Annotated in this window: 16 protein-coding genes and 2 tRNA genes; 3 read left to right on the forward strand and 15 right to left on the reverse strand. The window is 66.3% G+C overall.

The annotated features are described in order from the left end of the window. Positions 1–167 precede the first annotated feature (167 nt). From ACX80X_RS18810 to ACX80X_RS18830, 5 genes are all read right to left on the reverse strand, one after another. Positions 168–782, reverse strand: a complete 615-nt coding sequence (locus tag ACX80X_RS18810) for a TetR/AcrR family transcriptional regulator (protein ID WP_252599830.1) — start codon at positions 780–782, stop codon at positions 168–170. Between the two features lie 113 nt (positions 783–895). Then, positions 896–2,932, reverse strand: a complete 2,037-nt coding sequence (locus ACX80X_RS18815) for a YhgE/Pip family protein (RefSeq protein WP_252599753.1) — start codon at positions 2,930–2,932, stop codon at positions 896–898. Beyond that, the gene (locus tag ACX80X_RS18820; protein ID WP_252599752.1) at positions 2,929–3,636 is read right to left on the reverse strand and encodes a sugar ABC transporter ATP-binding protein; all 708 of its coding nucleotides are present in this window, start codon (positions 3,634–3,636) and stop codon (positions 2,929–2,931) included. The genes ACX80X_RS18815 and ACX80X_RS18820 overlap by 4 nt, the downstream gene beginning before the upstream one ends. Positions 3,637–3,760: 124 nt before the next feature. Further along, entirely contained in the window at positions 3,761–5,266 is a 1,506-nt protein-coding gene (locus ACX80X_RS18825; RefSeq protein ID WP_459313023.1) for a dihydrolipoyl dehydrogenase family protein, read from the reverse strand. 281 nt (positions 5,267–5,547) lie between these two features. After that, a tRNA-Arg gene (locus ACX80X_RS18830) sits at positions 5,548–5,621 on the reverse strand. Between the two features lie 276 nt (positions 5,622–5,897). Here ACX80X_RS18830 and ACX80X_RS18835 point away from each other — a divergent pair. Next, positions 5,898–7,724, forward strand: coding sequence for a phosphoenolpyruvate carboxykinase (GTP) (locus ACX80X_RS18835; RefSeq protein ID WP_459313025.1), 1,827 nt, complete (start codon positions 5,898–5,900; stop codon positions 7,722–7,724). A gap of 150 nt (positions 7,725–7,874) precedes the next feature. On the opposite strand, the gene ACX80X_RS18840 is transcribed toward ACX80X_RS18835, so the two are convergent. From ACX80X_RS18840 to ACX80X_RS18855, 4 genes are all read right to left on the reverse strand, one after another. Continuing rightward, on the reverse strand, positions 7,875–9,035 hold the full coding sequence (locus ACX80X_RS18840; RefSeq protein WP_252599747.1) for a globin domain-containing protein: 1,161 nt from the start codon (positions 9,033–9,035) through the stop codon (positions 7,875–7,877). Between the two features lie 141 nt (positions 9,036–9,176). Next, positions 9,177–9,626: an RrF2 family transcriptional regulator gene (locus ACX80X_RS18845; protein WP_252599746.1), complete on the reverse strand. Its 450-nt coding sequence runs from the start codon at positions 9,624–9,626 to the stop codon at positions 9,177–9,179. Between the two features lie 17 nt (positions 9,627–9,643). Further along, entirely contained in the window at positions 9,644–10,153 is a 510-nt protein-coding gene (locus tag ACX80X_RS18850) for a hypothetical protein (RefSeq protein WP_459313027.1), read from the reverse strand. Continuing rightward, a complete protein-coding gene (locus ACX80X_RS18855; protein WP_459313029.1) occupies positions 10,140–11,558 on the reverse strand; it encodes a phosphomannomutase/phosphoglucomutase in 1,419 nt (472 codons plus the stop codon). Before ACX80X_RS18855 ends, ACX80X_RS18850 begins: the two co-directional genes overlap by 14 nt. A gap of 96 nt (positions 11,559–11,654) precedes the next feature. Here ACX80X_RS18855 and ACX80X_RS18860 point away from each other — a divergent pair, with 96 nt between their 5' ends. Continuing rightward, on the forward strand, positions 11,655–13,835 hold the full coding sequence (locus ACX80X_RS18860) for a RecQ family ATP-dependent DNA helicase (protein WP_459313031.1): 2,181 nt from the start codon (positions 11,655–11,657) through the stop codon (positions 13,833–13,835). Here the strand turns inward: ACX80X_RS18860 and ACX80X_RS18865 are convergent. From ACX80X_RS18865 to ACX80X_RS18880, 4 genes are all read right to left on the reverse strand, one after another. Next, the gene (locus ACX80X_RS18865; RefSeq protein WP_459313033.1) at positions 13,759–15,240 is read right to left on the reverse strand and encodes an MFS transporter; all 1,482 of its coding nucleotides are present in this window, start codon (positions 15,238–15,240) and stop codon (positions 13,759–13,761) included. The genes ACX80X_RS18860 and ACX80X_RS18865 overlap by 77 nt on opposite strands. Beyond that, positions 15,231–15,467, reverse strand: a complete 237-nt coding sequence (locus ACX80X_RS18870; protein ID WP_459313035.1) for a hypothetical protein — start codon at positions 15,465–15,467, stop codon at positions 15,231–15,233. Before ACX80X_RS18870 ends, ACX80X_RS18865 begins: the two co-directional genes overlap by 10 nt. 94 nt (positions 15,468–15,561) lie before the next feature. Continuing rightward, positions 15,562–15,649, reverse strand: a tRNA-Ser gene (locus ACX80X_RS18875). A gap of 135 nt (positions 15,650–15,784) precedes the next feature. Further along, a complete protein-coding gene (locus tag ACX80X_RS18880; RefSeq protein ID WP_459313037.1) occupies positions 15,785–18,034 on the reverse strand; it encodes a prolyl oligopeptidase family serine peptidase in 2,250 nt (749 codons plus the stop codon). 42 nt (positions 18,035–18,076) lie between these two features. Here ACX80X_RS18880 and ACX80X_RS18885 point away from each other — a divergent pair, with 42 nt between their 5' ends. Continuing rightward, the gene (locus ACX80X_RS18885) at positions 18,077–20,134 is read left to right on the forward strand and encodes an FAD/NAD(P)-binding protein (protein ID WP_459313039.1); all 2,058 of its coding nucleotides are present in this window, start codon (positions 18,077–18,079) and stop codon (positions 20,132–20,134) included. Positions 20,135–20,318: 184 nt separating this feature from the next. Here ACX80X_RS18885 and ACX80X_RS18890 read toward each other — a convergent pair whose 3' ends face one another. After that, positions 20,319–24,878, reverse strand: a complete 4,560-nt coding sequence (locus ACX80X_RS18890) for an ExeM/NucH family extracellular endonuclease (protein WP_459313041.1) — start codon at positions 24,876–24,878, stop codon at positions 20,319–20,321. A 250-nt stretch (positions 24,879–25,128) separates the two neighbouring features. Beyond that, positions 25,129–25,896, reverse strand: coding sequence for a VOC family protein (locus tag ACX80X_RS18895; protein ID WP_459313043.1), 768 nt, complete (start codon positions 25,894–25,896; stop codon positions 25,129–25,131). Positions 25,897–26,061 lie beyond the last annotated feature (165 nt).

Below are 26,061 nucleotides of genomic sequence, written 5' to 3' on the forward strand. Positions count from 1 at the left end.
CGCCACGGCCGCAACATAGGCCAGCGCCACCAGGCCCAGGAACGTGACCATCACGGCCTCTTCCAAGGTGATGGCGGTGAGCACCAGCATGCCCAAGGCGGCGACGGCCGCGATCACGGCGAACTTCCCGCTGTTACCCATGTGGCGCATGTGTCCAATCATCCCTGCTACTTCACGACATAGCCGCGCATGATTGCCATGATTGCTGCAACGCTTTGGTCACGGGTGCGTTCCGGGTTGTAGGTCTGCCGGTCAAGCCCCACCACAAAGCAGGCGCCAAAGATCGCCGTTTCGAGGCTGCCCCGCGAGATCGATTCGTCCACCGGATAGACGGCAGCCACGTTCTCTATGGCAGCGCCGATGACCGCCAGGAGTTCAGACCGGAGCACCGCGAACGTGTCCCGCCATTCGCTGGGAGTCCGCCAGTTTTCGCTCACCCACAAACGGGCGAAGGACGGGTAATCGTCCATAAAATCCATGGCCTGGCCGATCATTGCCTCCATGGCCACCAGTGGATCGGCCCCGGGCTGCCCGGCCTCGCTAAGCAGGCGTGCCTTCAGGATTTCCACGCCGTGCCGCAGCAGCTGCGCGATCAGGTCCGACTTGCTGCCGAAGTTGTAGTAGACAGTGCCCTTGGAGACGCCCGCCGCCGCGGCGATCTCGTCCACAGTGACACCCGCTGCGCCACGCTGGCCGATCAGCTCCATGGACGCGTCGAAGAGCTTCTGCCGGGTGGCATTGGTCCGGGCCGGGCGGAGTTTCTTCTCGGCGGGACCGTGCATGGCGGGATCGTGCCCCACGGGATCATGCACGCCAGGATCATGCACGCCAGGCTCGTGCACCCCAGGCTCAGGCACGCCAGGATCGTGCACCCCAGATCCCGGCGCGGGCGGGCTCATACCGCGATCTCCGGTTTGAGCGTTTTGAGTGTCCAGTACTTATGCTTCCGGACAGCAAACGTGGACATCGCCGCGCCCAGCAACGTGTAGCCGAGCAGCCCCAGGACAGTGGGCACGATCCCGGACAGGTCCGCGCCGTAGATGAGGTGCCGCATGCCCGTGACCACGTAGCCCATGGGCAGGATTTCGTGGACAACATGGAGAGGCTGCGGGGTGGTCTGCCAGGGGAACGTGCCGCCCGAGGACACCAGCTGTAGCACCAGCAGGATCAGCACCACCAGCTTGCCGGGTGACCCCAGCAGCGCCACGATGCCTTGGATGATGGCGCTGAAGGCCATGGCCGCGGCCAGCATAAACAGCCACATCAGCACCGGATGCGCGGGGTTGAGGCCCAACGCCAGGTTCACCACGAGGGTCAGCAGGCTAGCCTGCACCACCGAAACGGCAAGGAACGGAAGCCAGCCGCCGACGGCGATTTTCCAGGCCGGGGCGTTCGACGCCAGGGCCCGCTGGGTGATGGGCCGCATCGCCTGGACCAGCATGAAGATGCCGATCCACAAGGCGAGCGTCAGGAAGAACGGTGCCAGCCCCGCGCCGTAGGAGTCCGCCTTTGCCTGGGAGACATTGCTGACCGCAACGGGATCGGCAATCACCTCTGAGAGGCTACTCTTCTGCGAATCGTCCGGGTTGGGCACCTGCCCGGCTCCCTTGGAAATTTCGTCGGTCAGCGTCCGTGAGCCGTCAGCGGCAGTGCCGGCCCCGGCTTCCAGCTGCCCTGCACCGGCGTCGAGCGTTTGCGCCCCTTCCGCGAGGCGTCCGGCGCCGTCGAGCGCAGTCTGCTCGCCGGTGGCCAGCGTGGCCGCCCCGGTGTGGAGCTGGTCAGCGCCACCGGAAGCCTGAATAATGGCGTCCTTCAGCGCAGGGGTGGCCGTGGCCAGCTGGGCTGCGCCGACGCTCACGGCTTCGGAGCCGTCCGCGAGCTGCTGGATCTGGGTGGCGTCGGCCTGGATCCGGGTTTTCGCCGCGGCTACGGGGCTGGAGGCTGCCACCGTATCGAAGTCGGCCAGGATTTTGTCTGCCTGCACCTGGGTGATCACTTCGGAGGCGACCAGGCGGGCATTCGATTCGATCACGCGCGTCCGGAGTCCTTGGTCCGCGGCATCAAGCTGCGTGACGACGTCCTGGACCTTGGTATTGAGCTGGGCGTTCCCCGCGGCAACCTGGGCCGCGCCGTTGGCCAGCGTCCGGGTGTCGGTGGGCAGCGTGGCGGTGCTGTCCTTCAGGACGGAGAGCCCGCTGCTGAGCTGCCCGGCGCCGTCGGTCAGCTGATTGGCCCCGTCCCGCAATTTCAGCTGGCCGTTGTACAGCTCACCGGCTCCTGCGCTGAGCTCGCTGGTGCCCGTATGCAGGGTGACCGTCCCGTCGCGGAGGTTGGCCATGCCGTCCGTCAGCTGCCCGGCGCCGTCTGCGGCCTTGAGCATCTGGGCGTGGATGGTGCCGAAGCCGGTGAGCAGCTGGTTCGCCGTCTCTTCACCCACTTCCTTGGCCACCGTTGTGTGCACCGCGGTGGTCAGCTTGTCCACGATGGTGCTCAGCAGGTAGTTGTTGGCATCGTTGGTGGTGACGTTCAGCATCGCCTGGCTGGCCGAATCGAAGCTGCCGGGCGAGACCAGGTTTGTGGAGAATTCTGCCGGGATTTTCAGTGCAAACGCGTACTTGCCGCTGCTGACCCCTGCGTCGGCCTCGGCCGCCGAGGGGACCGCCTGCCAGTTGAAGACGTTCCCCTCCACCAGGCCGTCCGCCACCTTCTTGCCCGCCTGGAGCTCGGTGCCGTCGCTGGACGTGGCGCCGGTGTCTTCCACCACCAGGGCGGCCTCGATCTGGTTCAGGTTCCCGTAGGGATTCCAGTTGGCGTACAGGTACACGGCCCCGTACAGGAGCGGCACCATGATCAGGGCCAGGATGGTCAGCTTCGGCAGCAACCCGCCGGTCATCCGCTTGAGTTCGGAACGGGCCAGCCGCAGCACGGTCACTTGGCATCCTCGGTTTCGAGTAAGAGGGATTCGGTTTCTTCGTCTGTGAGAGTCGGCGCATCGGGGGCTTCGTCCACGTCCGGGACGGCGTTACCGATCACCGTGGCCGGTCCCGTCCACCCTGCCGGGAGGGCAGTAACGGTGACGACGACGGCGAGCGGCCGGCCGGCGTCGTACGCCAGCTCCTCAAGCCGCGGGAGCCAGTCCGCAGCGTGGGCACCGTGCCTGTCGGGGGAGTCCACCACCAGGAGGTCCGTGTGCGGGTTGGCGAGGGCCAGGGCCGTCAGCAGTTCAATGCGCCGGTCCGGCGCCAGCTGCTCCGTCCACAGGTCCGCGATGTCCTCGAAACTGTTGACTTTGAGCCAGGGCTTGCTCAGCAGCGCGCCGCGGTAGCGGCGGGGAATCAGGGCGAGGTCCTCGGTGACAAGGTCCCGGACACTGAGGTGCTGCTCGGGCTCATTCACGTTGGGGGAATCCACCAGGGCGCTCGCGAGGCGGAGGGATTTGGTGCGTTCGTTGGCGTCCCAGGACATCCGGCCGCCAGTGGGTTTCATGCGCCCGCTGATGGTCAGGGCAAGGGCTGTCCGCTGGTCCTGGCGTTCGGCGGTGACGAGGAGGAGCTCACCCCGGCCGACCCGCAGAGAGGTGGGCGGAAGCAAATCGTCGCGCCGGCCCTTCACAAGGAGCTGCTGTACGGAGAGCAAAAATGGCCTTTCGACGGTGTATGTCCACCTTCAGCCTAACTGAACTGACTGGTCAGTTCAAATAGTGAGTGTGGAGGAGGCGCGGGTGAAGTAGGCCAGCGCGAGCGGACACTTGCGGCCTCTCCTACAAGCCGTACTTCTCCAGGAGCCGCAGCCACACCTCGCTGACCGTGGGAAACGATGGCACCGCATGCCACAGCCGCTCCAGCGGGACCTCGCCCACCACTGCGATGGTGGCCGCGTGCAGCAGTTCGCCCACGTCCGGGCCCGCGAAGGTGGCGCCGAGCAGGACCCGCCGGTCCTCGTCCACCACCAGTTGCGCCCAGCCTTCGTAGTGTTCCGAATGCAGGGACGAACCCGACACTTGGATTGGCAGCTCCACGGACGACACGTTGTAACCGTTCTGCTTTGCCTGCTCCACTGTGCGCCCGACGGCCGCCAGTTCGGGATCGGTGAACACCACGTTCGGGACGGCATGCTGGTTGGCGGTCTGGGCGTACCGGCTCCAGGCCGCGGGGACGCCGCTGAGCTCGCCCTTGGCTCGGGCCGCGATGGCGTCGCCGGTAGCCCGGGCCTCGTACTTGCCCTGGTGCGTGAAGAAATTTCTGCCGGCGGCGTCGCCAACAGCGTAAAGCCAGGGGTTCTCGCCTTCCACGCCGTTCTCGCCCGGGGTACCCGGGACGTCCGGGACGCCCTGGACTAGTCCAGTGGAGTCGGTGGTGAGTTTCAGTGGCTGCACGTCCTGCGCCTCGAAGCCCAGGCTTTCCAGGCCGAGGCCTTCGAGGGCGGGATGCCGGCCTGTTGAAACGAGGACTTTGTCCGCAATGACGGTGGTGCGGCCGTCCGGCGTCTGGTCCTGAAGTGTCAGGGTGAACGTGCCGTCGTCGTTTTCCCGGACACTTTCGGTGGACGTGTTGAGGCGGACCGCCACGCCGTCCGCGCGCAGCCCCGCGACCACAAGTTTGCTGGCCTCTGCGGGGAACGTGCCCAGCAGGCCGCTCCTGGCCACCAGCGTCACGTCCGAGCCCAGGCGTGCGAATGCCTGCGCCAGCTCGCTGCCCGCGACGCCCCCGCCGATTACAGCCAGGCGCTCCGGTACCTCCTTGGCCGAGGTGGCTTCGCGTGTGCCCCAGACCTGCAGGTCCGCCAGCCCGTCGATGGGAGGTGTGGTTGGCGTCGAGCCGGTGGCGAGTACGACGGCGTGACGCGCCTTGAGCTCGTAAGTGTTGCCGTCCAGCCCGGCTACTTCAACGGTGCGCGGCGCGGTGATCCAGCCGTGGCCACGGATCAGCTCAATCCCGGTATCTTCCAGCCACTTCACCTGGCTGTCGTCCTGCCAGTTTGCGGTGAAATAGTCCCGGCGCTTCAGGACTGCCGCTGCATCCAGTGTCAGGGTGACGGCTTCCGCCGCGCCGGGTACCGTCTGTGCGCCGTGCAGGGCGGTGCCGGGGCGGAGCAGGGCTTTGGACGGCATGCAGGCCCAATACGAGCATTCGCCGCCCACCAGTTCGGCTTCAACAAGGACAGCCGTCAGGCCGCCCTGGACCACCCGGTCGGCGACGTTTTCCCCCACGGCACCAGCACCGATCACAATGACATCGAATTCACGTTGCAGCGTTTCAGGCGTCATTCGTCCAGCCTACGCCCGCCTCGCGGGAGGCGGGGAGCGCCGTCGTCGTCATTCCGGTGACTGCAGAACTGCGTAACTTTTGACCGTGTTAGGGCGGGCTCGCCCGCGCGAATCCAGGGGCAGCGCGGGGGTTTGCTACCAAAAGTGACGCATTTCCGCTGGGAAGCTGGCAAGGCGCGGGTGGCCGGGCTGTTCCTGAAGCTGAGGCCGGTGGCAGGAAAGCGGCGCTGCGCTTAACGACAAAAGGCCTGTATCGGCGAACCGATACAGGCCTTTCTCTGTGCGCCCAGAGGGATTCGAACCCCCGGCCTTCTGTTCCGTAGACAGACGCTCTATCCAGCTGAGCTATGGGCGCATTTTGTGTTTCGCGGAGTTTCTTGCTCCCCGAACCTCGAATTACTTTACGCGAGGGTTGCCCGGAGTACCAAATCGAGAGGCATGTAATCTAGCTGACTAGACCGGTCTAGGAGACCTTTGTCACTTAAATACGGTCGTTTGGGCGTGGTTTTCCTTGAATTTGCGCGGTTTTCGGCTCCAACGATCACGAACGTGCACCGCTGACCTCCCATCGCGCCCTTGGGCGGCCAATAGCATTTAGTCCACACCGATGACCCCGAGGAAGGGAACCGCAATGGGCGATCTCGCACGACTGCCGCTGCTTGAGAAAGCACCCACCACGCATGCTGGCCTGCTGGCATGGGTCGAAGAGGTTGCTGGACTCACGCAGCCCGACCGGATCCACTGGGTTGACGGCTCCGAACAGGAAAACACGCGTCTTACCGATGAACTCGTCGCAGCAGGAACGCTGACGCGCCTGAACCAGGAGCTCTTCCCCAACTCTTTCGCTGCATTCTCTGATCCCGCGGACGTAGCCCGTGTGGAAGAACAGACCTTCATCTGCTCCGAGAAGAAGCACGACGCCGGCTTCACCAATAACTGGATGGCCCCGGCTGCGATGAAGGAAAAGCTGCGTGGGCTCTTTGCCGGCTCCATGCGCGGACGCACCATGTACGTCATCCCGTTCGTGATGGGACACCTCGACGCTGAGGATCCCAAGTTCGGCGTGGAGATCACCGACAGCGCCTACGTTGTTGCCTCGATGCGCATCATGGCCCGCATCGGCACCGACGTGCTGAACCGCATCACCGAGACCAACGCATTCTTCGTGCCGGCCCTGCACTCCCTGGGTGCGCCGCTCGAAGCAGGCCAGGCGGACGTGCCATGGCCGTGCAACCCGGACAAGTGGATCGTTCACTTCCCGGAGGAGCGCTCCATCTGGTCCTTCGGCTCCGGCTATGGCGGAAACGCGCTGCTCGGCAAGAAATGCTACGCCCTCCGTATCGCCTCTGTGATGGCCCGCGACGAAGGCTGGCTGGCCGAGCACATGCTCATCCTGAAGCTGACCTCGCCCGAGCAGAAGACCTACTACGTCTCGGCTGCCTTCCCGTCCGCCTGCGGCAAGACCAACCTCGCGCTGCTCGATCCCACCATCGAAGGCTGGAAGGTGGAGACGCTCGGTGACGACATCACCTGGATGCGTTTCGGCAAGGAAGGCGAGCTCCGCGCCGTCAACCCCGAGGCAGGCCTCTTCGGCGTGGCTCCGGGCACCGGCTGGGGCACCAACCCCAACGCGATGCGCGCCATCGCCAAGGGCAACAGCATCTTCACCAACGTGGCACTGACCGACGACGGCGGCGTGTGGTGGGAGGGCATGACTGAGGAAGTGCCCGCTCACCTGACCGACTGGCAGGGCAACTCCTGGACCTCGGATTCGGACAAGCCCGCAGCCCACCCGAACTCGCGCTTCTGCACGCCGATCGACCAGATCGACATGCTGGCCGAGGAGTACAACAACCCCGACGGCGTGGAGCTTTCCGCGATCCTGTTCGGCGGCCGCCGCAAGACCACCATCCCCCTGGTGACCGAGGCGCGCAGCTGGTCAAACGGCATCTTCATGGGTTCCACGCTGTCCTCCGAGACCACTGCCGCGGCAGCCGGTGCGGTGGGCGTGGTCCGCCGCGACCCCATGGCCATGCTGCCGTTCATGGGCTACGACGCCGGCGACTACCTCAACCACTGGGTGAACCTGTCCGCCAAGGGCAACCCGGAGCGCCTGCCCAAGATCTTCCTGGTCAACTGGTTCCGCCGCACGGCCGAGGGTGGCTTCGCCTGGCCCGGCTTCGGCGACAACGCCCGCGTCCTCAAGTGGGCCATCGAACGCCTGGAAGGCAAGGCAGACGCCGTCGAGACGCCGATCGGCTTTGTTCCCACCGCCGAATCCATCGACCTCAAGGGCCTGGACATGACGCCGGCCCAGGTCGAGGAAGCTGTCCGCGTTGACCCGGCCGAGTGGGCCACCGAGCTCGCGTCCATCGAGGAATGGTACGCCAACTTCGGCGATTCCCTCCCCGAGGCGCTGCAGTCCGAGCTTGCCGGCCTGAAGGCCCGCCTGGGCTGATCCCCACTGCAAAGTACAACGGCGGCCCCGCACCTTTTGCAAGAAAGGTGCGGGGCCGCCGTCGTCCGTCTCCATGAGTTTTTGTCCAGATAATCCCGCCAAATGCCCCGCTTGGACGCGATATCTGGACAAAAACTCCTATGAGCGGGGTTAGGAAGCCAGCCAGATGTCCGGTCCGAAGACCTCGTAGTGGATCCTCGTGGCCGGGATGCCGGCGTTGATGGCCTCGTTGCGGATGTGCTTCATAAACGGCAGCGGTCCGCAGAGGTACAACGACGCGTTGGCCGGCAGGTCGACTTCACGCAGTGACATAAACCCCTCGTTGGCCCCGGGGCGTGGCTCTTCAAGCCACAGCTGGAGGTCGGCACCCGCTAGGCGTTCGACGTCGTCCGTCATCTGACCGCGCAGCGCCCAGCTGTCCAGTGTGCTTTCCGCATGCAGCACCAGCACCTGCCGGTCGGAGCCCGACTCGGCGAGTGACCGGAGGATCGACGCCGTCGGCGTGCAGCCGATGCCGGCCGACGCCAGGACCACCGGACCGTCGCCGTCCTTGAGGGTGATCTCGCCGTAGGGGTTGGAGAGTTCCAGGATGTCACCGACTCCGACGCCGCGGTGCAGCACCGGGGACACCTCGCCGTCGTCGTCCAGCTTGGTGGTGAAGGTGCGGCCGGTGCCGGCGTCATCGGAGAGTGAGTACTGCCGGACCTGGCGCAGCCCGTCCGGGAGTTGCACCTTGACGCTCACGTACTGGCCGGGCAGCGCGCGGGTGATGGGGGTGTCGTCCGCGGGTTCAAGGGTGAAGGTCATGGCGCCGGTGCCCGCAAAAGTCTTGGAGGCGACCCGCCACGGGGTCCACATTTTGTCGTTCGCCTGGATGGCGTAGAGGCCCTTTTCGATCTTGATCAGGGCATCGGCCATCAGCCAGTAGACCTCGGTCCAGGCCTCGGCGATTTCAGGCGTGATGACCTCGGCGAGGTCCTCGGCGATGGCGGCGAAGAGGTGCTCGTAGACCACCTGGTACTGGGGCTCAGTGATGCCGAGCGACGCGTGCCGGTGGGCGATGCGGGAAAGCACGGTTTCGGGGAGGGTGCCGGGGTTGTTGACCAGGTGCGTGGCGAAAGCGGCGATGCTTCCGGCCAGCGCCTGCTGTTGGTTGCCCGAGCGCTGGTTGGAGCGGCTGAACAGGCCATCCAACAGTTCCGGGTGGGCGGCGAACAGCCGTGCATAGAACTTGGGAGTGATGGCGCCGATCCGGGAACCGACGAGCGGCAGGGTGGCCTCAATGACGGGGCGGGATTTGTCCGAGAGCATGTGTACTCCTGCGATAGGGGACCGGGTTTTCGTCCGGTCAATATGAATACTTACATTTGAAATGCGTATATTCGTACCCCAAGTTCTACACCTCGTAGAAGTTGGAATCAAATCGGTGGGGGATGCGGGCTCGGCGCCGGGCTACAGGCCGGGGCGCAGGCCGATCATCTGGAAGACGGGTGTCATCTGCCGCGAGCCTGGAAGTTCGGCCACAACCACTGCATCAAGTTCCCGGTAAAACGCTTCACGGGCGCGGGCCAGCGCGGCGCGAAGCCTGCATTCATGGATCAGCGGGCAGTCGCCGCCCGGAGCGACACAGTCGGCGGCGTCCGTCCGGGTGTCCAGGGCCCGCAGGACCTGGCCCGCCGTTGCCCGGCGGCCAGCGGAGCTGAGCCTGGATCCGCCCGACCTGCCACGCTCTACCTCGATCAGGCCCAGGCTGCGCAGCCTGGCCATCGCCTTGCTGACGTGGTTGTACGGTGTGCCCACGGCATCGGCGATGTTCTGCGTGGTCAGGAGGGTCGCCCCGGGCGCGGCGGCCAGAACCATCAGCGCCCGGAGGCTGACGTCTGCGAAGGCGTTGATTTTCATGGCAACCGGGGTGCGGTCTAGTCCACCCAGACGGTGGGTTCGCTGGTGTCAGCGGCGAGCTGGCCAAACTCCCGTTCGTGGGTCCCGGTGTTGGCGGCGTAAGGGAGGACCGCGGCGAAAACGGATCCGTCGCGGTGTTCAGCAGCTACATGGATGGCATCTGTTTCTTCCTCGACCAAGAGGATGTCGCAGACAATTGCGGCTGCGCGGAAATCAGCACGGTTCTGCCGGAGCAGTTCGGTGAGGTCGCTGATCATCGTGTCCGCGTCGAAGTCACCGTCGGAGCCGTCCTGGGCATCAGCCGGTGTGACGGCCACGAGGCGGACTTCGCCGTCGTTCTCCACCACCAGTGCGAACGGCAGGAAGCCGCCGTTTCGCTCGAGCTGTTCCTGGGCTGCGCCGACGCCTGTGCCCAGCAGGTTTTCCAGGTCCGTGGCCGAGGCCTCCGGAACGGAATCCCGCCACGAAGCCGCCGCAGCCGGGCCGTCCGTGGCTTCGTGGGCCAGCTCCGGCTTAGCGCCGGACATTGGACAATACGCGGTCGCGGACGCTTTCCATCATGGCCCGGTCCGTTGCTTCCACGTTCAGCCGGAGGAAAGGCTCCGTGTTGGACGGGCGCAGGTTGAACCAGAAGCTGCCATCATTTGCCGTGAACGTGCTGCCATCCATGGTGTCCACGGTGATGTCCTCGGCGGCGAAGTCGGTGCGGACGCGCTCCACGGCTCCGGCCTTGTCCTCGATCTCGGAGTTAATCTCACCAGAGGAGACATAGGGCTCGTACTCGCGGCCGAGCTCGGACAGCGGTCCATCCTGCTCGCCGAGGGCAGCGAGCACGTGCATTGCTGCGAGCATCCCGGTGTCTGCGTTCCAGAAGTCGCGGAAGTAGAAGTGGGCAGAGTGCTCGCCGCCGAACACGGCACCTTCCTCGGCCATGACTGCCTTGATGAAGGAGTGGCCCACGCGCGTGCGGACGGCGCGGCCGCCGTCGTGCTCTACCAGTTCCGGCACCGCACGGGAGGTGAGCAGATTGTGGATGACGGTGGGCGTTGCCTCGCCCTGCGCCTGGGCGCGGGCAATTTCGCGGCGTGCCACCATACCGGTGACGGCCGACGGCGACACGGGCTCACCATTTTGGTCGATGACGAAGCAGCGGTCGGCGTCGCCGTCGAATGCCAGGCCGATATCGGCGCCGTGCTGAATGACGGCGGCCTGCAGGTCGCGGAGGTTTTCCGGCTCGAGGGGGTTGGCCGGGTGGTTCGGGAAGGAGCCGTCCAGCTCGAAGTACAGTGGAATGATTTCGAACGGCAGCTTGGGCAGCAGGGCGTCGCCCAGTACCGCCGGGGTGGTGAGGCCGGCCATGCCGTTGCCTGCGTCCACAACTACCTTGAGCGGCCGGGATCCGGAGAGGTCCACCAGCTGGCGGAGGTACTCGGAGTAGTCCTTCAGGACGTCGTGGACACCGATCAGGCCGCGGGCGGGGGCCGCCGGGATGGAGCCTTCGTTGAGGTACTTCTCGGCGAGGGCCTGGATCTCTTTGAGGCCGGATTCGGAGGAGATGGGCTGCGCACCGGGCTTCGACATTTTGATGCCGTTGTATTCGGCAGGGTTGTGGCTGGCGGTGAACGTGGCGCCGGCAGCGTTGAGGGAGCCGCAGGCGTAGTAGAGCTCATCGGTGGAAATCAGGTCAAGGAGCTTGACGTCGGCGCCGCGGGTGGCTGCGCCGACGGCGAATGCTTTGGCGAACTCGGGGGAGGAGGGGCGCATGTCGCCGCCTATCAGGACAGTCTGGCCCTCCAGTTCCAGGACATCAACAAACGCGGCGCCCACGGCTTCGACGATTTCAGCGGTGATGGATTCGCCCACGATGCCCCGGACGTCGTAGGCCTTGAAGGATGCCGAGAGGTCAAAAGTTTTTGTCTGTTCGCTAGTCACGGGTCTTATCTTACGTGGACCCGCGGACGTTCCCGGTTGTCCACATACGGCGGTCCCGGCTTTATGGGTGTCGGTGGGGGCTGGGATACTGAATCAATGGTCGATACCCAGAACGCCGCCCTTCTTTCCGTTTCCCCTGACTTGCCGTCCGCCACAAAGAGCCAGGCGTTGGAGGTTCTCCGCGAACTCGTGGGGCATCCGGCGGCGGATTTCCATGACGGACAGTTTGAGGCGATTGAAGCGCTGGTCGACGGCGGCCGGCGGGCTTTGGTGGTCCAGCGCACCGGTTGGGGAAAATCGGCGGTGTACTTTGTGGCGTCCCTGCTGCTCCGGCGCCGCGGGGCCGGCCCTACTCTGATCGTTTCGCCGCTGCTCGCCCTGATGCGGGACCAGGTGGCTGCCGCCGCCCGCGCCGGAGTGCGTGCAGTGGCCATCAACTCCGCGAACCAGCTGGAATGGGACACCGTCCGGGAACAGCTCGCCGCTGATGAAGTCGACGTGCTGCTGGTTTCGCCGGAACGGCTCACCAACCCGTCCTTCCGTGAGAACCAGCTGCCGGAGCTCATCCGGCGGACGGGCCTGCTGGTTATTGACGAGGCACACTGTATTTCGGACTGGGGCCATGACTTCCGGCCGGACTACCGCAGGATCGCTGACCTGATCACCCAACTGCCGGAGTCCGTCCCTGTCCTGGCCACCACCGCCACGGCCAACTCGCGCGTGGTCCACGACATCGAGGAACAGTTGGGCGCGGGCGTCCTCACTATCCGCGGAACCCTGGGCAGGGATTCCCTGCGCCTGGGCGTCCTCACCTTGCCGAATTCCCGCGAACGGCTGGGCTGGCTCCTGACGCACCTGGCCGATCTGCCCGGCAGCGGCATCATCTACACGCTGACAGTCTCAGCCGCGGAGGACACCGCCAGGCTTCTCGCCGAAGCCGGGCACACCGTGCAGGCCTATACCGGCAGGACCGATCCCGCGGACCGGGAGCGCGCAGAGCAGATGCTCAAGGACAACCAGGTCAAGGCGTTGGTTGCCACCTCGGCGCTCGGCATGGGCTTCGACAAACCGGATCTTGGCTTCGTCGTCCACCTCGGGGCGCCGTCCTCCCCGGTAGCGTACTACCAGCAAGTGGGCCGTGCGGGCCGTGGCGCGGCGAACGCAGATGTGCTGTTGCTGCCGGGTTCTGAAGACCGGGATATCTGGCAGTACTTCGCCACCGCTTCCATGCCATCGGAGGAGAAAGCCACAGCAGTGCTGACAGCGTTGGCTGAAGCCGGAACTGCCGTGTCAACGGTTGCGTTGGAGGCCCGGGTTGATCTCCGCCGCACCCCGCTGGAGCTGCTGCTGAAGGTCCTGGCCGTGGATGGCGCCGTGGAACGTGTCGGCGGCGGGTGGCGTTCCACCGGCCAGCCCTGGATCTACGACGCTGAGCGTTACCGCCGGATCGCCGAGGCCAGGGTGGACGAGCAGGACTCCATGGTGATCTACCAGGACACCGCCGGGTGCCGGATGGAATACATCACCTCGGTCCTCGACGACGAGACGGCGCATCCCTGCGGGAAGTGCGACAACTGCGCCGGCCGCTGGTTCCGGGCCGATATCGCCGACGACGCCACGGCAGCGGCGGGTCAGACGCTCACCCGCGCCGGTGGTGTCCTGGAGGCACGGCTGCAGTGGCCCAGTGGCATGGACCGTTTGGGCGTTCCGGTCAAGGGAAAAATCAAGCCCGACGAAGGACTGGCGGACGGCCGGGTGCTGGCAAGGCTTACCGATCTCGGCTGGGGCGGGGCGCTGCGGGAACTCTTTGCGGCTGGCGCCGCAGACCGGCCGGTGGATCCTGCCATGCTGCAGGCCTGTGTCCAGGTCCTGCGGGAATGGGCTACCGGTGACGGCCGGAACCCGGGCTGGAGCGGTGCAGGCCGGCCGGCCGCGATCGTCAGCATGCCTTCCCGCAGCAAGCCCGAACTGGTCCGGTCCCTTGCCCAGGGAATTTCGGAAATCGGCAGGATCCCCTACCTTGGCGAGCTGGACCTGGGACATGGCGGACCCACTGGAAGCCGTGGCGGGAACAGCGCGTACCGGTTGGCGGGCGTTTGGGACCGCGTCATGGTGGGCCCGGAATTGGAGGCCGCCATGGCAACACTTCGTGGCCAGGGCGTGATGCTGATCGACGACCTCGTGGACAGCCGGTGGACCGTTACCGTGGCTGGACGCGCCCTGCGCCAGGCGGGGGCGGGGGCTGTTCTTCCGCTCGTGCTTGCCCAGGCCGGCTGACCTCTGCGCCGGCCTGCCGGTGCAGTGACAGGCTGTCCGCCGTGCTGAAGAGCATCAGGACGGCCATGGTGAGGAAGGCTCCGCGGAAGGGGCCAGCGTGATCCGCGGGGAAGGCCGCCACGCCGTCGAAAATCCGGATCAGCAGGGCGCCAACTGCGATGCCCGCGCCTGCGGCGAGCTGCACCAGGGTCGCCGACACGGAGTTGGCCGACGTCAGCTGGGCGGGTGCGATGTCCGCGTACTGCACCGACGCGTAGGCGGAGAAGCCAATGGAGCGGAAGGCCCCGCTGCACACGAGCAGGGCGAAGATCAGGGCCTGCGGCGTGTCCGGAGTGAGCAGGGCGCACAGGGCGAAGGTCACCGCCGATGCCAGGGAGCCGAAGACCAGCATGGCCCGGAAACCGAAACGCCGGATCAGCGGCGTGGTGGCCGGCTTGATGCCGATGTTGCCGATGAACACGGCCGCCACCATGATTCCGGCGTGCAGCGGTGACCAGCCGAAACCGGTCTGGAACATCAGGGGCAGGAGGAACGGCACCGAACTGATGGTCAGGCGGTAGACGAACCCGCCGGTGGCCATGGCCCGGAAGGTGCGGGTGGAAAAAACACTGAGATCAAACAGAGGGTTTTTGGCGCGCCTCATCCACAGCACGGCGGCCGCGAGGGCGCATACCCCTGCAGCAGCGCCGATGGCTGCCCATGGACCGTCGGGGTGGGCAGTGGCCAGCTCAAGGCCCACCACCAGGGCGCCCACTCCGGTGGTGGTGAGGAACAGGCCCAGCCAGTCGAGCCTGCGTGCCCTGTCTCCGGCGCCGGCTGGTACCAGACTGAGTGCGGCGATGAACGCGGCCGCCCCCAATGGCAAATTGATGAGGAAGATCCAGTGCCACGACAGGTAGGTGGTCAGCGCGCCGCCTACGAGCGGCGCCAGTACGGGCGCCAGCAGCGCGGGCCACACCAGGAAAGCCGTCGCCCGCAGAAGCTCCGATTTGGGTGTGCCGCGCAGCACCAGGAGGGTGCCGACAGGAACCATCATGGCCCCACCGGCGCCCTGCAGGATCCGGCTCAGCGTCAGCACGGTCAGGTCGGGGCTGATGGCGCAGGCCAGTGAAGCCAGTGTGAACAGGGCGATCGCGAAGCAGAATACTTTGCGGGCCCCCACGCGTTCAGCAAGCCAGCCGCTGAGCGGGATTCCCATGGCCACGGTCATGAGGTAGGCCGTCATGGTGATGTTGACGTCGGCGGCTGGAACGCCAAAGTCGCTGGCGATGTTGGGGATGGCGGTGGTGAGGATGGTGCCGTCCAGGAACTCCATAAAGAATGTGGCAGCCACCAGTAGCGCCAGGCGTGGATTCCACGCCTGGCTTGTGCTGGATTCCGCGCCCGGGGAATTGCTTACTGCCATTCCACCATCCTGCCACCGGCTGCACGGGTGGAGCCTCGTGCGTCCGCACCCCGGACCGCCAGCCTGTCCAGCCCACCCCACTTTCCACGCGCCACGCGCCACGCGCCGTCTCCCACCCACGCGCCACGCGCCGTCTCCCACCCACGCACCACGCCCGACTCCCGCCCGCGCACCACGCCCGTCTCCCGCCCATGTAGGTAGCAGTAACTGTCGTTATGAGCGCTCATAACGACAGTTACTGCTACCTAGTTTGGGTTTGGTGGCATAAAAGCACTTCCCCAGGGAACGCAAAAGGCCCCGGTCCAGGACCGGGGCCAAACGCGGAGACGGGGGGATTTGAACCCCCGGTGGAGTTGTGCCCCACACTTCATTAGCAGTGAAGCCCATTCGGCCGCTCTGGCACGTCTCCAATGGCTATTACTAGCCCACCAAGGATACGCAGAACGGGGCACGCAGTGCAAAACGGCCACCGAACGCTTGTCTCAGCCCCGGCGCCCTGCCCCACGGTATGCCTCGCGCCGGGCCCAGGAACAGTGCCCTGGGCTCAACCGCCTGCCAGCGTCCGCCATAGGAAGTGCTGGCTGCGGGCCTGCAGGGCGGCGGCCTGCCGGTTGTCCGAAGCTCCGGCGTGGCCGCCTTCCAGCGCTTCGTGGAACCAGACATTCGGGATGCCCATCGCCTGCATCCGGGCGGCCATCTTGCGGGCCTGGACCGGTCCCACCCTGTCGTCCGACGTGGCCGTCCAGATGAATGTTTCGGGGTACTCCACGCCGTCCTTGAGCAGGTGGTACGGCGAGAATGTCTTGATGTACTCCCATTCCGCCGCCACGTCCGGGTCGCCGTATTCGGCGATCCAGGAGTGCCCGGCGGAGAGTTTCGTGTAGCGCCTCATGTCCAGCAGCGGAACGCCGCAGGAGATAGCCCCGAAAAGTTCCGGGTAGGTGGTGAGCATGTTGCCCACCAGCAGCCCGCCGTTGGACCCGCCCACGCAGCCAAGCCGCTCCCGGGAGGTGACGCCACGGTGGACGAGGTGCTGCGCCACGGCGGCAAAGTCCTCGAAGGCGCGGTGGCGGTTTTCCTTGAGCGCGGCCCGGTGCCAGGACGGCCCGTATTCGCCGCCGCCGCGGATGTTGGCCACAACGTAGACGCCGCCGTGGGAGTGCGCTGCCTCGCCGGACCCGCCGGAGGTGGCGGTCCTGCGCTCCAGCCAAGCCCTGGCGACGGTTCCGCTGTACGCAGGGGTCCGGGAGACTTCGAAGCCGCCGTAGCCGGAGAGCTGCGTGGGGTTCTGCCCGTCCAGGACAAGGTCCCGCGAGGCCACCTGGAAGTAGGGGACGCGGGTGCCGTCTGCGGAGACGGCGAAGTGCTGCTGCACCTCGTACTGGTCGTCATTAAAGAACGACGGCGACGCCTTGACTGCCGCATGGCTGCTCACCACGCCAGCCGTCCCGGCAACGCCCCCGCCGGAGGTCCCGGCAGGATCCCGCGTGAGGCTTCCGCGCATCAGTGTGCTGGGGGTGGTGAATCCGGTGGCGACCAGCCAGAAGTCGTCGCCCGCACCGCCGTCGGCCGGTCCTTCATCTTCGTCGTCCACCGCGTAGGCGTTGACGTCGTGCAGCGGCGGGCAGGCATCCAGCAGCGACGAAGCCCAGGCGCCGCCGTCGGCCGCACCCCCGTCGGCCGCAACGCTTGGAACAGAGGGATCCAGCACCCTGATCTCGGACGAGACGTCCCGCAGCAGGTTCAGAAGCAGGAAATTCCGCGTCCAGCTCCACGACTGCAGCGAAGTGTGCGCATCCGGCGCAAACAGCACCAAGAGATCCCGTGCCCCCGCAAGGTAGTCCTCGAACTTCGCGGCCAACAAGGACCCGGCGGGGTACGTGTTGCCCTCAAGGGACCAGTCCTGCTGCGGCCGGAACAGGAGCCATTCGCGGTGCGCACTGAGGTTAACATCTGTCGGCGCATCGATCTCGAGCCAGGCGTCGTCCCAGCGGATGAACGTGCTGCGGTTGTAGAAATCGATGTAGTCCACGGCGAACGTGCGCTCGAAACCCGGAGTGGAATCGTGCGCCACCACGGCCATCATGTGGTCCTCCGGCACCTCAAAAAGCCGGGCGGCCGCGGAAAGGGCGTTGCCGCGTCGCAGGGTGACAGCCGTCCGGGCATATGAGGATGCGGTTCGCGGCAGGTCCCCGGCCGTGGAGGCAACCAGCAGCGTGTCCGCGTCCAGCCACGAGACGTTCCCCTTCGCCGTCGGCAGGTCAAAACCGCCGTCTGCCGGGTCAACAAAGGTGCGGGTACCGACGTCGAACTCGCGGTAGCGGTTGGCGTCGCCGCCGTCGGGGGAGAGCGCCAGGAGCGCGAGGCGGTACGGGTCGCCAGCGGCGGGGCGCAGGAACGTGGCACCGTGGAAGACCCACTCCTCACCTTCGGCGGCGGCGAGGGCATCCACATCCAGCAGCACGTCCCAGGCGGGGGAATCCGTCAGGTAGCTTTCCCAGGTGGTGCGGCGCCACAGCCCCTTCGGGTTCGCCTGGTCCTTCCAGAAGTTGTAGTACCACTCGCCGCGCTTGCCCACCATGGCGATCCGGTCCGTGGAGTCCAGCACCTCCAGGATGCTTCCCTCCAGGCCTACGTAATCGGCGTCCTCCAAAAGGTCCTCGGTGCGGGCGTTCTGCTCCCGGACCCAGGCAAGCGGTGCCCCGCCGTAGATCTCCTCCAGCCAGACGTTCTCATCAGTGGGTTCGGGGGCGGGCGATGAACCGGGCGCTTGATCAGCTGCAGTGGTGGTCATGCGCCCCATCCAAACAACATTTTCGCTCCGCAAGCAAGTCAAATGCCTGCGGCGCATGCCGATACTCTGGATGCCGTGGGTAAATCGAAGAGCATCCGGACAGCCATCATCGGCGCCGGACCGCGGGGAACCAGTGTGCTGGAGCGCCTGCTCGCACACGCCGCCGCCCACGCTGCTGCCCACTCCGGCCCCGCATCCCTCCATATCGACGTCATCGACCCTTATCCGGCAGGTCCGGGGCACGTGTGGCAGGCCGGCCAGTCCCGGCTGTACCTCATGAACACCCAGTCCTTCTATCCCACGGTCATCCCTGAAGACCCCAGGCTGGCGCCGCCCGTCGCGGGCACCACGTTCGACCGCTGGCGTGCCCGGCAGCAGCGTGAGCCGATGCCTGCCCTGACGCTGGACGAGCGGTCCGAACTGGCTGCCTTGGGATCGCGGGACTTCCCCAGCCGGGCACTGTACGGCCGCTACCTGCGCTGCACGCTGGACGAGCTGACGGCAAAACTGCCCGACGGCGTCACCATCAGTTTCCACGAAACGACGGCCGTGTCGGTGCGCCCGTCGCGCGACGGAACAGCGGGGACGCCAGGGGACGGCGCCCCGGCGGACGGCTCTCAAGGGGACGGTACCCCAGGCGGGACAACCCCCAGCACCGGAACGTTCGACGTCGGACTCGCCGGCGGCGGTTCCCTCACGGTCGATTCCGTGGTCCTCACCTTGGGGCACCTGGCGTCCCGGCTGAACCCGGAACAGCGGGAACTCCAGGCAGCGGCCGCACAGCTGGGCCTGAGCTACTTCCCGCCGGCCGTCCCGGCGGACGTCGACTGGGCCGCGGTTCCGGCCGGCGAACCGGTCCTGGTCCGGGGCATGGGGCTGAACTTCTTCGACGCGATGGGCCAGCTCACGGAGGGCCGCGGCGGAAAGTTCATCGACGCCGGAACCCGGCTCGAGTATCAGCCTTCCGGCCAGGAGCCCCTGATCATTGCGGCCTCCCGCCGCGGCACCCCGTACCGGGCCAAGGCCGCGCTGGCCGGCTACTACCCGGCGGCGGTTACCCTGCGGTACCTGACCGAGGCCGCGCTGGAACGGTTCGCGGCCACCGGAATCCGGCCGGGTTTCGACCACGATCTCTGGCCCCTGCTGCACCGAGACACCCTCTGGGCCTACTACTCCACCCTGGTGCGCTCGCAGCCGGCCGCCGTCCCCGACGCGTCCGAGTTCCTGGCCGCGCTGGAGGATGCGCTGCGGCCGCATGCCCACAGCGCCGCCAACTGGGAGGCCGCTGTGGAGAGCGTCCTTGCAGTGCACGTCGGGCCGCGGCACCGGCTGGACCTGCCGGGCCTCGCGTCTCCCCTGGTAGGCAGGTCCTTCGGATCGCGCGCTGAACTGGATGCCGCCGTCGTCGAGTACTTGCTGGATGACGCCCGCCGCTCAGCACTGGGCGAGCAGGATCCGGTAAAGATGGCCATCGGCGCGCTGCATCACGGGCGCGCGGTGCTGAAAACGGCAGTGGCCGACGGCGGTATCACCGATGAGTCCTGGGTGGCTGGCCTGCGTGGCTGGTTTGAGTCGTTTGTGGAGGGCCTGGCCAGCGGGCCGCCTGCGCTGCGCGCTGAACAGCTGGCTGCCCTGGCGCGTGCCGGCGTGGTCAGCTTTGTGGGGCCCGACCCCCGGTTCAGTGTGGACCGCCGGTCAGGCCGCTTTACCGCCGTCTCGCCCTGGGTGAACGGTCCGCCGGTGGCGGCGAAGACCATGGTGGAGGCCCTCGCGCCGGCCAACCGGGTGTCTGCGAACGATTCGCCGCTGCTGGAACAGCTCCTCGCGGACGGGATGGTGCGGCCCCGGCTGATGATGACGGCGGAAGGTGCGCCGGTGCAGGCCACCGGGCTCGACGTGGCGCCCCACCCGTACCGGCCGGTGGCGGCCAACGGCTCGGTGACCGAGGGTCTCTATGTGCTGGGCCTCCAACTTTCGGCCACCCAGTGGGGCACGGCCATCGCCGCGGAAGCGCTCCAGCCGGGCGGCCCCACGTACGCCAGCGGGCAAAGGACACTCCGCGACGCCGACGAAATCGCGCAGGCGATCCTGGGACACTGAGGCGAAATATTCGTCCTCACGTCCCCTGAGTTTTTGTCCACATAACGGCCCCTTCGCCCCCGGAAAAACGGATCATCTGGGCAAAAACTCGAGAGGAAGAAAGTGTCCCTCCCCAACTGCTTCAGCCGGGGAGGGGCGACTCTCTGTTTAAAGCTGGCCCGCCGTCAGGCGCTCCAGATTAGTGCTAGCCGCGCAGGCACTGCTGGTACTGGATCCAGGCAACGCTGTAACGGATCCACCCCAGGACGTCGTACCACTTGGTGGGCGGTACCGGTGCCGTGCAGACCGGCGGAACCGGTCCGCTGGCAGCCACCTGGACTGCCGCCTTCACCACAGTGCCGGACTCGGCAGCCGTGAGCGCCAGGGTTCCGGATCCTGAAGCAGCGCCGGCAGGAACGGCGAGATTCACGGCGGCGGCGCCGGCAGAAACCGGCACCGTGCCAAGATCGGTCACAGTCCCGGCGCTGTCGATGAACACCGCAGCCAGCGACGTATTCACCGGGCTGCCCAGCGAGGTGAGGTCCAATTTGGAAACCGCCAGAGTGATGGCGTCCCCGGCCTTGACCTCGGCGGCCGTGGTGTTCAGTACGGCCACCGTCCGCCGGGCGAAGTCCGGCGACACGGGGTTGTGCGCCTGCAAGTACGTGATCCAGGCGTCCCGGTCCACGAGACCCGAATCCTTGGTGCCGGTTCCGTCCTTGAAGACACGGAAGTTGTCGCCACCGGTGGCCAGGAAGCTGAACGTCCCGATCCGGTAGGACTTCGCCGGATCGATCAGCGCATCGGCCACCCGGATGGAGGTGATCCGGTCACCGGCGGCGCGGGTGGCGTCGTACGTGTAGTTGACGTTCCTGGACAGGCCCAGTTGCTGGTAGGCGCGGCTGGGGACCGTGCCGTCAGCGTTGGTCTGCCACTGCTGCTCCAGGAGTGCCTTGAACTGCGCACCGGTCACGGACGTGGTCCACAGGTTGTTCACAAACGGCAGGACCGAGTTGGCCTCCGAGTAGGTGATGGTGCCGTCCGGGGCGTAGTACAGCTCGTTGCGGAGGCCGCCGGGATTGACGACGCCGATTTCCGCGGCGCCCAGCTCAGCCGGCTGGAGCGACTCCAACAGCGAGTCGGCCACCAAGTTGCCCAGCGTGGATTCGCTGGCACGGTCATCGCGCTTGGCGGGGCCGCCGGCGGGGTCCGGGGTGAACGCTGTCGTGATATCTGCGGTCAGCGCACCCACCGGCTGGTTGCCGATCGCGGCGGCGTCGGCCAGGGCGTTCTTCACAATGGCATCTACCGCTGCCACCCGCGGGTAAGCGGCTACGAGGCCGGCGGCGGCATCTGTGGTTCGCCTGACGTTCCCGGCCTTCGAGGCGGTGACTTCCTTGGTGGCCGTATCCACCGTGAGCTGGATCTGGCCGATGTTCTCGCCGTAATTGCCGGTCTGGACAATCGGACGGGTCTTTCCGTAAGCCCCGGGGACCGGTGCGTTCCAGGCGTATTCCTTGTGCGTGTGGCCGGTGAAGATGGCGTCCACCTCGGGGGAGGTTTCGGTGACCAGCTTCGCGAACGGGCCGCCCGCTGCCACTTCCTGCTCGAGGGTGGCGCCGTCCGGCGTTCCTGACCCGGCGCCGTCGTGGTTTTCCGCGATGATCACGTCGGCGAGGTTCTCCGCCGTGATCCTGGCAGCCACGCGGTTGATGGCGTCCACAGGATCGCCGAATTCAAGATCGGCGATGCCGGCAGGCGTCACCAGGGACGGGACTTCCCGGGTGACGGTGCCGATGACGGCGACCTTCACGCCGTCCATGTCCAGCACGGTGAATTCCGGCAGGACCGGTTCCGTGGTTCCCTTCTTGTAAACGTTCGCCCCGAGCAGCGGGAACGTGGCGTTGGTGCCGCCCGCGATGACGCGGTCGCGCAGGTCCGCCCAGCCGCCGTCGAACTCGTGGTTGCCCACGGCGGAAGCGTCCAGCTCCAGCGCGTTCAGCACATCGATGGTGGGCTGGTCCTTGGCAACGGCCGAGGCGAACAGTGATGCCCCGATGTTGTCGCCGGCGGACAGGAAGGCCGTGGCCCCGGGTGCGGCGGCGCGCAGCTTCTCGATGGTGCCGGCGAACAGCACCGTGTTGGTGTCGATGCGGCCGTGGAAATCGTTGATGCCCAGGAAGTTCAGCTCAACGCTGGCCGGCGTGACCGGGCCGGCAGGCAGGTCAAGGCCCACCACCACAGGATCGTGATCGCTGGCGCGGTACTGATCCGGCGCATAGTAGTTGGTCACATTGTTGTTATACCGGCTGTACTCCAGCGCCACGGACTCTACGGAGTTGATGTTCCAGATGTCCGCGCCGGTGACCACCGCATCAGCGCCGGGGGAGGCCAGGATGTGGTCCAGCGAACCCGCCAGGCCGCCGAAAAGGTAGGAGTGCTTCGCGGAGCCGTCGGCGTTCGTCGCTTTGCCGTCCTGGTTGACGTAGCCGGCGTCCGTGAAGACATTCATCGGGTCTTCCTGGGCGTAGGAGTTGAAGTCGCCGATCAGGAAAACCTTGTCCGTGCCCTTGGTTGCCTGCAGCCCGGCGGCGAAGTCCAGGAGCGACTTGGCCTGGGCGGTGCGGGCGAGGTTGGACGCGCCCTGGCCCTTGTCCGTGTCATCCGGCGTTGCTGCCGAACCCTTGGACTTGAAGTGGTTGGCGATGGCGATGAATTTCTTGTCGTCCCCGGCGCCTACCGGCTTGAAAGCCTGCGCCAGCGGCTTGCGGGCGTTGGCGAAGGCGACAGTGTCGTTGTGGATGATGGACTCTTCCACAGGTTCAGCCACGGCCTTCTTGAAAATGAACGCGGTGCGGATCACGTCCTCGTCAGCCAGCGGGGGAGCGTTGGCGGGTGTCCGCACGTAGTCCCAGATGCCGGGGGTCGCGATGTTGAGGGCGTCCACCAGTTTGGCCAGGGCGTCGTCGCGGTCCTTGCCGAACTGGGCGGAGTTTTCAATTTCCATGAGGGACACCACGTCGGCGTCGGTCTTGGTGATCGCGGCGACGATCTTGTCCTGCTGGCGGAGGAAGTTCTCCGCGTTTGCCGCGCCGCGGGCATCGCAGCCGCCCTGGACCGTGATGGGGTTGCCGTTGCGGTCCTTGTAGAAGGAACAGCCCGTGAGGGTGTCGCCGGTGGTGGGGAAGTAGTTCAGTACGTTGAAGGAGGCGATCTTCAGGTTGCCGCCCACGCTGGCGGGAGCCTCGGTCCGGGTGGCGCCGAAGCTGGCCGGCTGGACGGTGCCCTTGTTGGCCTCGGTGAGGTGGGTCAGCGGCTGGAACTTCCAGGCGTTGTTGGTGTAGCTGAGCACCACGTTGGTGTTGAACGTCACCGGCGAGCCCACCCGGACCGGGTCCGTGGCCGTCAGGTACGGCAGCACCTGGGCTTTGGTGGTGGCGTCCCTGAAGAAATTGGTGGTGGCGCCGTCGTCGAGCTTGATGCCGCGGGCAGCGTTGTCCGCCACGGCGGCCTGGTATTCGGCCGAGCCGTAACGCGCGACGGCGGTGGGCTGCACCAGCGTGGTGGTCCCGCCCGAGAGGCCGATTTCGCCGTATTGGTTCAGCGAGTAGTTGTCGGTGACGGTGACGGGCCCTTGCGGTGCCAGCAGCATGCCCTCGAGTGCCTCGCGGAAGGACTCGGCCGCCGGGAGCGTGAAGGCGGTGGCCTTCACCTCGGGGGCGGCGTCGGTGAGCTTGGTCAGCCCGGCGGCGTCCGCCACACTGACCTGGGTCATGCCGAAGAACTCGGAAACCGTGCCGGAGACTTCCACGAAGTCGCCGGTCTGCACGGAGCCTGCGGTGGCCGGGGAGTAGACAAAAACAGCGTCCGACGCCGTGTGGCCGGCCGGGGTGAGGTCGCCGCCGGTGCCGGGGGTCTGGACGTAGTAGCCGGCGAAACCGCCGGTGGGGAAGGCCGCGGTGACTTTGCCGCGCGTTGTTACGGCAGTGCCGGCCAGCGGACTGGCGGTGCCGGTGCCCTGGATTTCGGCAATGGTTTTGGTGCCGGGGACCGGGTCCGGTGTTGGGTCGGGGTCCGGTGTTGGGTCCGGGACGGGGTCCACGGTGCCGCCCGCCGCCGTCGGCGTGACGGCGGTGTTCAGCGTGAAGTCTGCCCGGTTGCTGTTGCTGTCCGTCCCGGCGCTGCGGTTCAGGCTCTTGACGTCGGTGTTGCCGGCGGGCGCTACGGAGGCCTGCGTTTCAAAGGTGTTGGAGGAACCGTAGCCGAGGAGGTCTGCCACGCCGGCCGGTTCAATAACGGATCCGGTGGCGAGCGGGGCGGCGGCGGCCTGCTTCGCCAGGATGATGGTGCCGGCGGAGCCGCTGAAATTCAGGGAGGTTGCCACAAGATCCGGAGTCGGCAGGTCCGCACCTTCAACCCCGCCGTTGTTGCTGCCGCCCTGGATGAGGTAGTGGCCCTTGGCAGGGATGGAACCGGTGAGGGCAGCCACGCTGGTGGGCGCCGCAGTTCCCGCGCCTGAACGGTACTGGACTGACCAGCCGTCAAGGGAGACCGCGGCGTCGGAGGTGTTGTAGAGCTCAACGAACTTGCTCTTGTACGCTGCGCCGGAACTGCCGCCGCTCAGGTAGGCCTCGTTGATGACAACGGGTGAAGTGCCGGCTGGTGCTGCGTCGACGGCGAAGGCGGGGACCGCTGCCAACGGAGCGGCGATAAGCCCCGCAGACACCGCTGTTCCCAACGCTAATTTCCAAGGTGAATGGTGCATCCGCTCTACTTTCATAGGGGCGTCCCGGTAGGGGACCCGATGGAGTGTGTCCGGGTTGTACCGACGGACAATCGCCGGACTCCACGTTTGATCAGGTGGTGTCCGGCACAGCAAAGCAGCGCCGCATGAACGCAAGGTTGATGGTGAGTGCATTTGGCGAAACGTCCGTGGGGCAAAACAATACCGGCCGGTAGCTTTAATGAAAGATGTTATGAAAGCTGCCGGCCGGTATTTCGTCGAAGGAATTTACTTATGCGATGATCTTGAACATTGCACCGGTGGGGTCGGCCAACGAGGCGAGGCGGCCGAACGGAGAGTCCTCCGGTCCGTCAATGACGGTGGCACCGAGCGAAACGGCCTTCTCAATCGAAGCGTCCGCATCTTCGACGTTGAAGTAGACCTGCCAATTGGACGGAACGTCGGCTGGCAGATACCCGGAGGCGTCCATGATGCCGGCCTTGGCGGAGTCCCCGGCGCCCAGGGTGGTGTACCGGAAGTCCGGTGTATCGCTCATAACATCCGTATCCCAGCCGAACACCTCCTCGTAGAACTTCACGGCGGCGTCGTAGTCCTTGGTGTGGAGCTCGTGCCAGGCGGCGGCGCCGGGCTCGGCTACGAGCTCGTATCCCTTCATCTCGCGCGGCTGCCACACGCCGATTGCCGCTCCGGCGGAGTCGCCGAAGATGGCCATGTGGCCCTGTTCCGGAACATCCATGGGCGGCATGTAGACCTGGCCGCCGTTGGCCGCGACGGCGGACGCGGTGGCCTCGGCGTCGTCCGAGCGGAGGTATGTGGACCAGACGTCAGGCATGCCTGCCTGGTCCTCGTCCTTCTGCATGAGTCCGGCCACGGTCTTGCCGTTCTTCCGTGCGGTGGTGTAACCGCCGTATTTCTCCTCGTCTCCGGTCTCGTACTCCCAGCCGAAGAGTTCGCCATAGAACTGGCGGGCCTTGTCGATGTCTGACGTCATGAGGTCGATCCAGCAGGGTGCGCCGGGGGTGATCTCGGGTGAAGGCATGATGGGCTCTTTCTGTCGATGGGTGGCAAAAGGAACGACCCGATGTCCGGGCTCGGACAGTTTGTTATGTCGCAGGACATCGGTGACAGTTCTGCCTCAGGACAATAGTGACACTTCGGCCTTTCTTGGTGGTGACACTTCCAGAGGGTTAACGCGGCTTTGAGC

The organism is Pseudarthrobacter sp. MDT3-1, assembly GCF_054510755.1.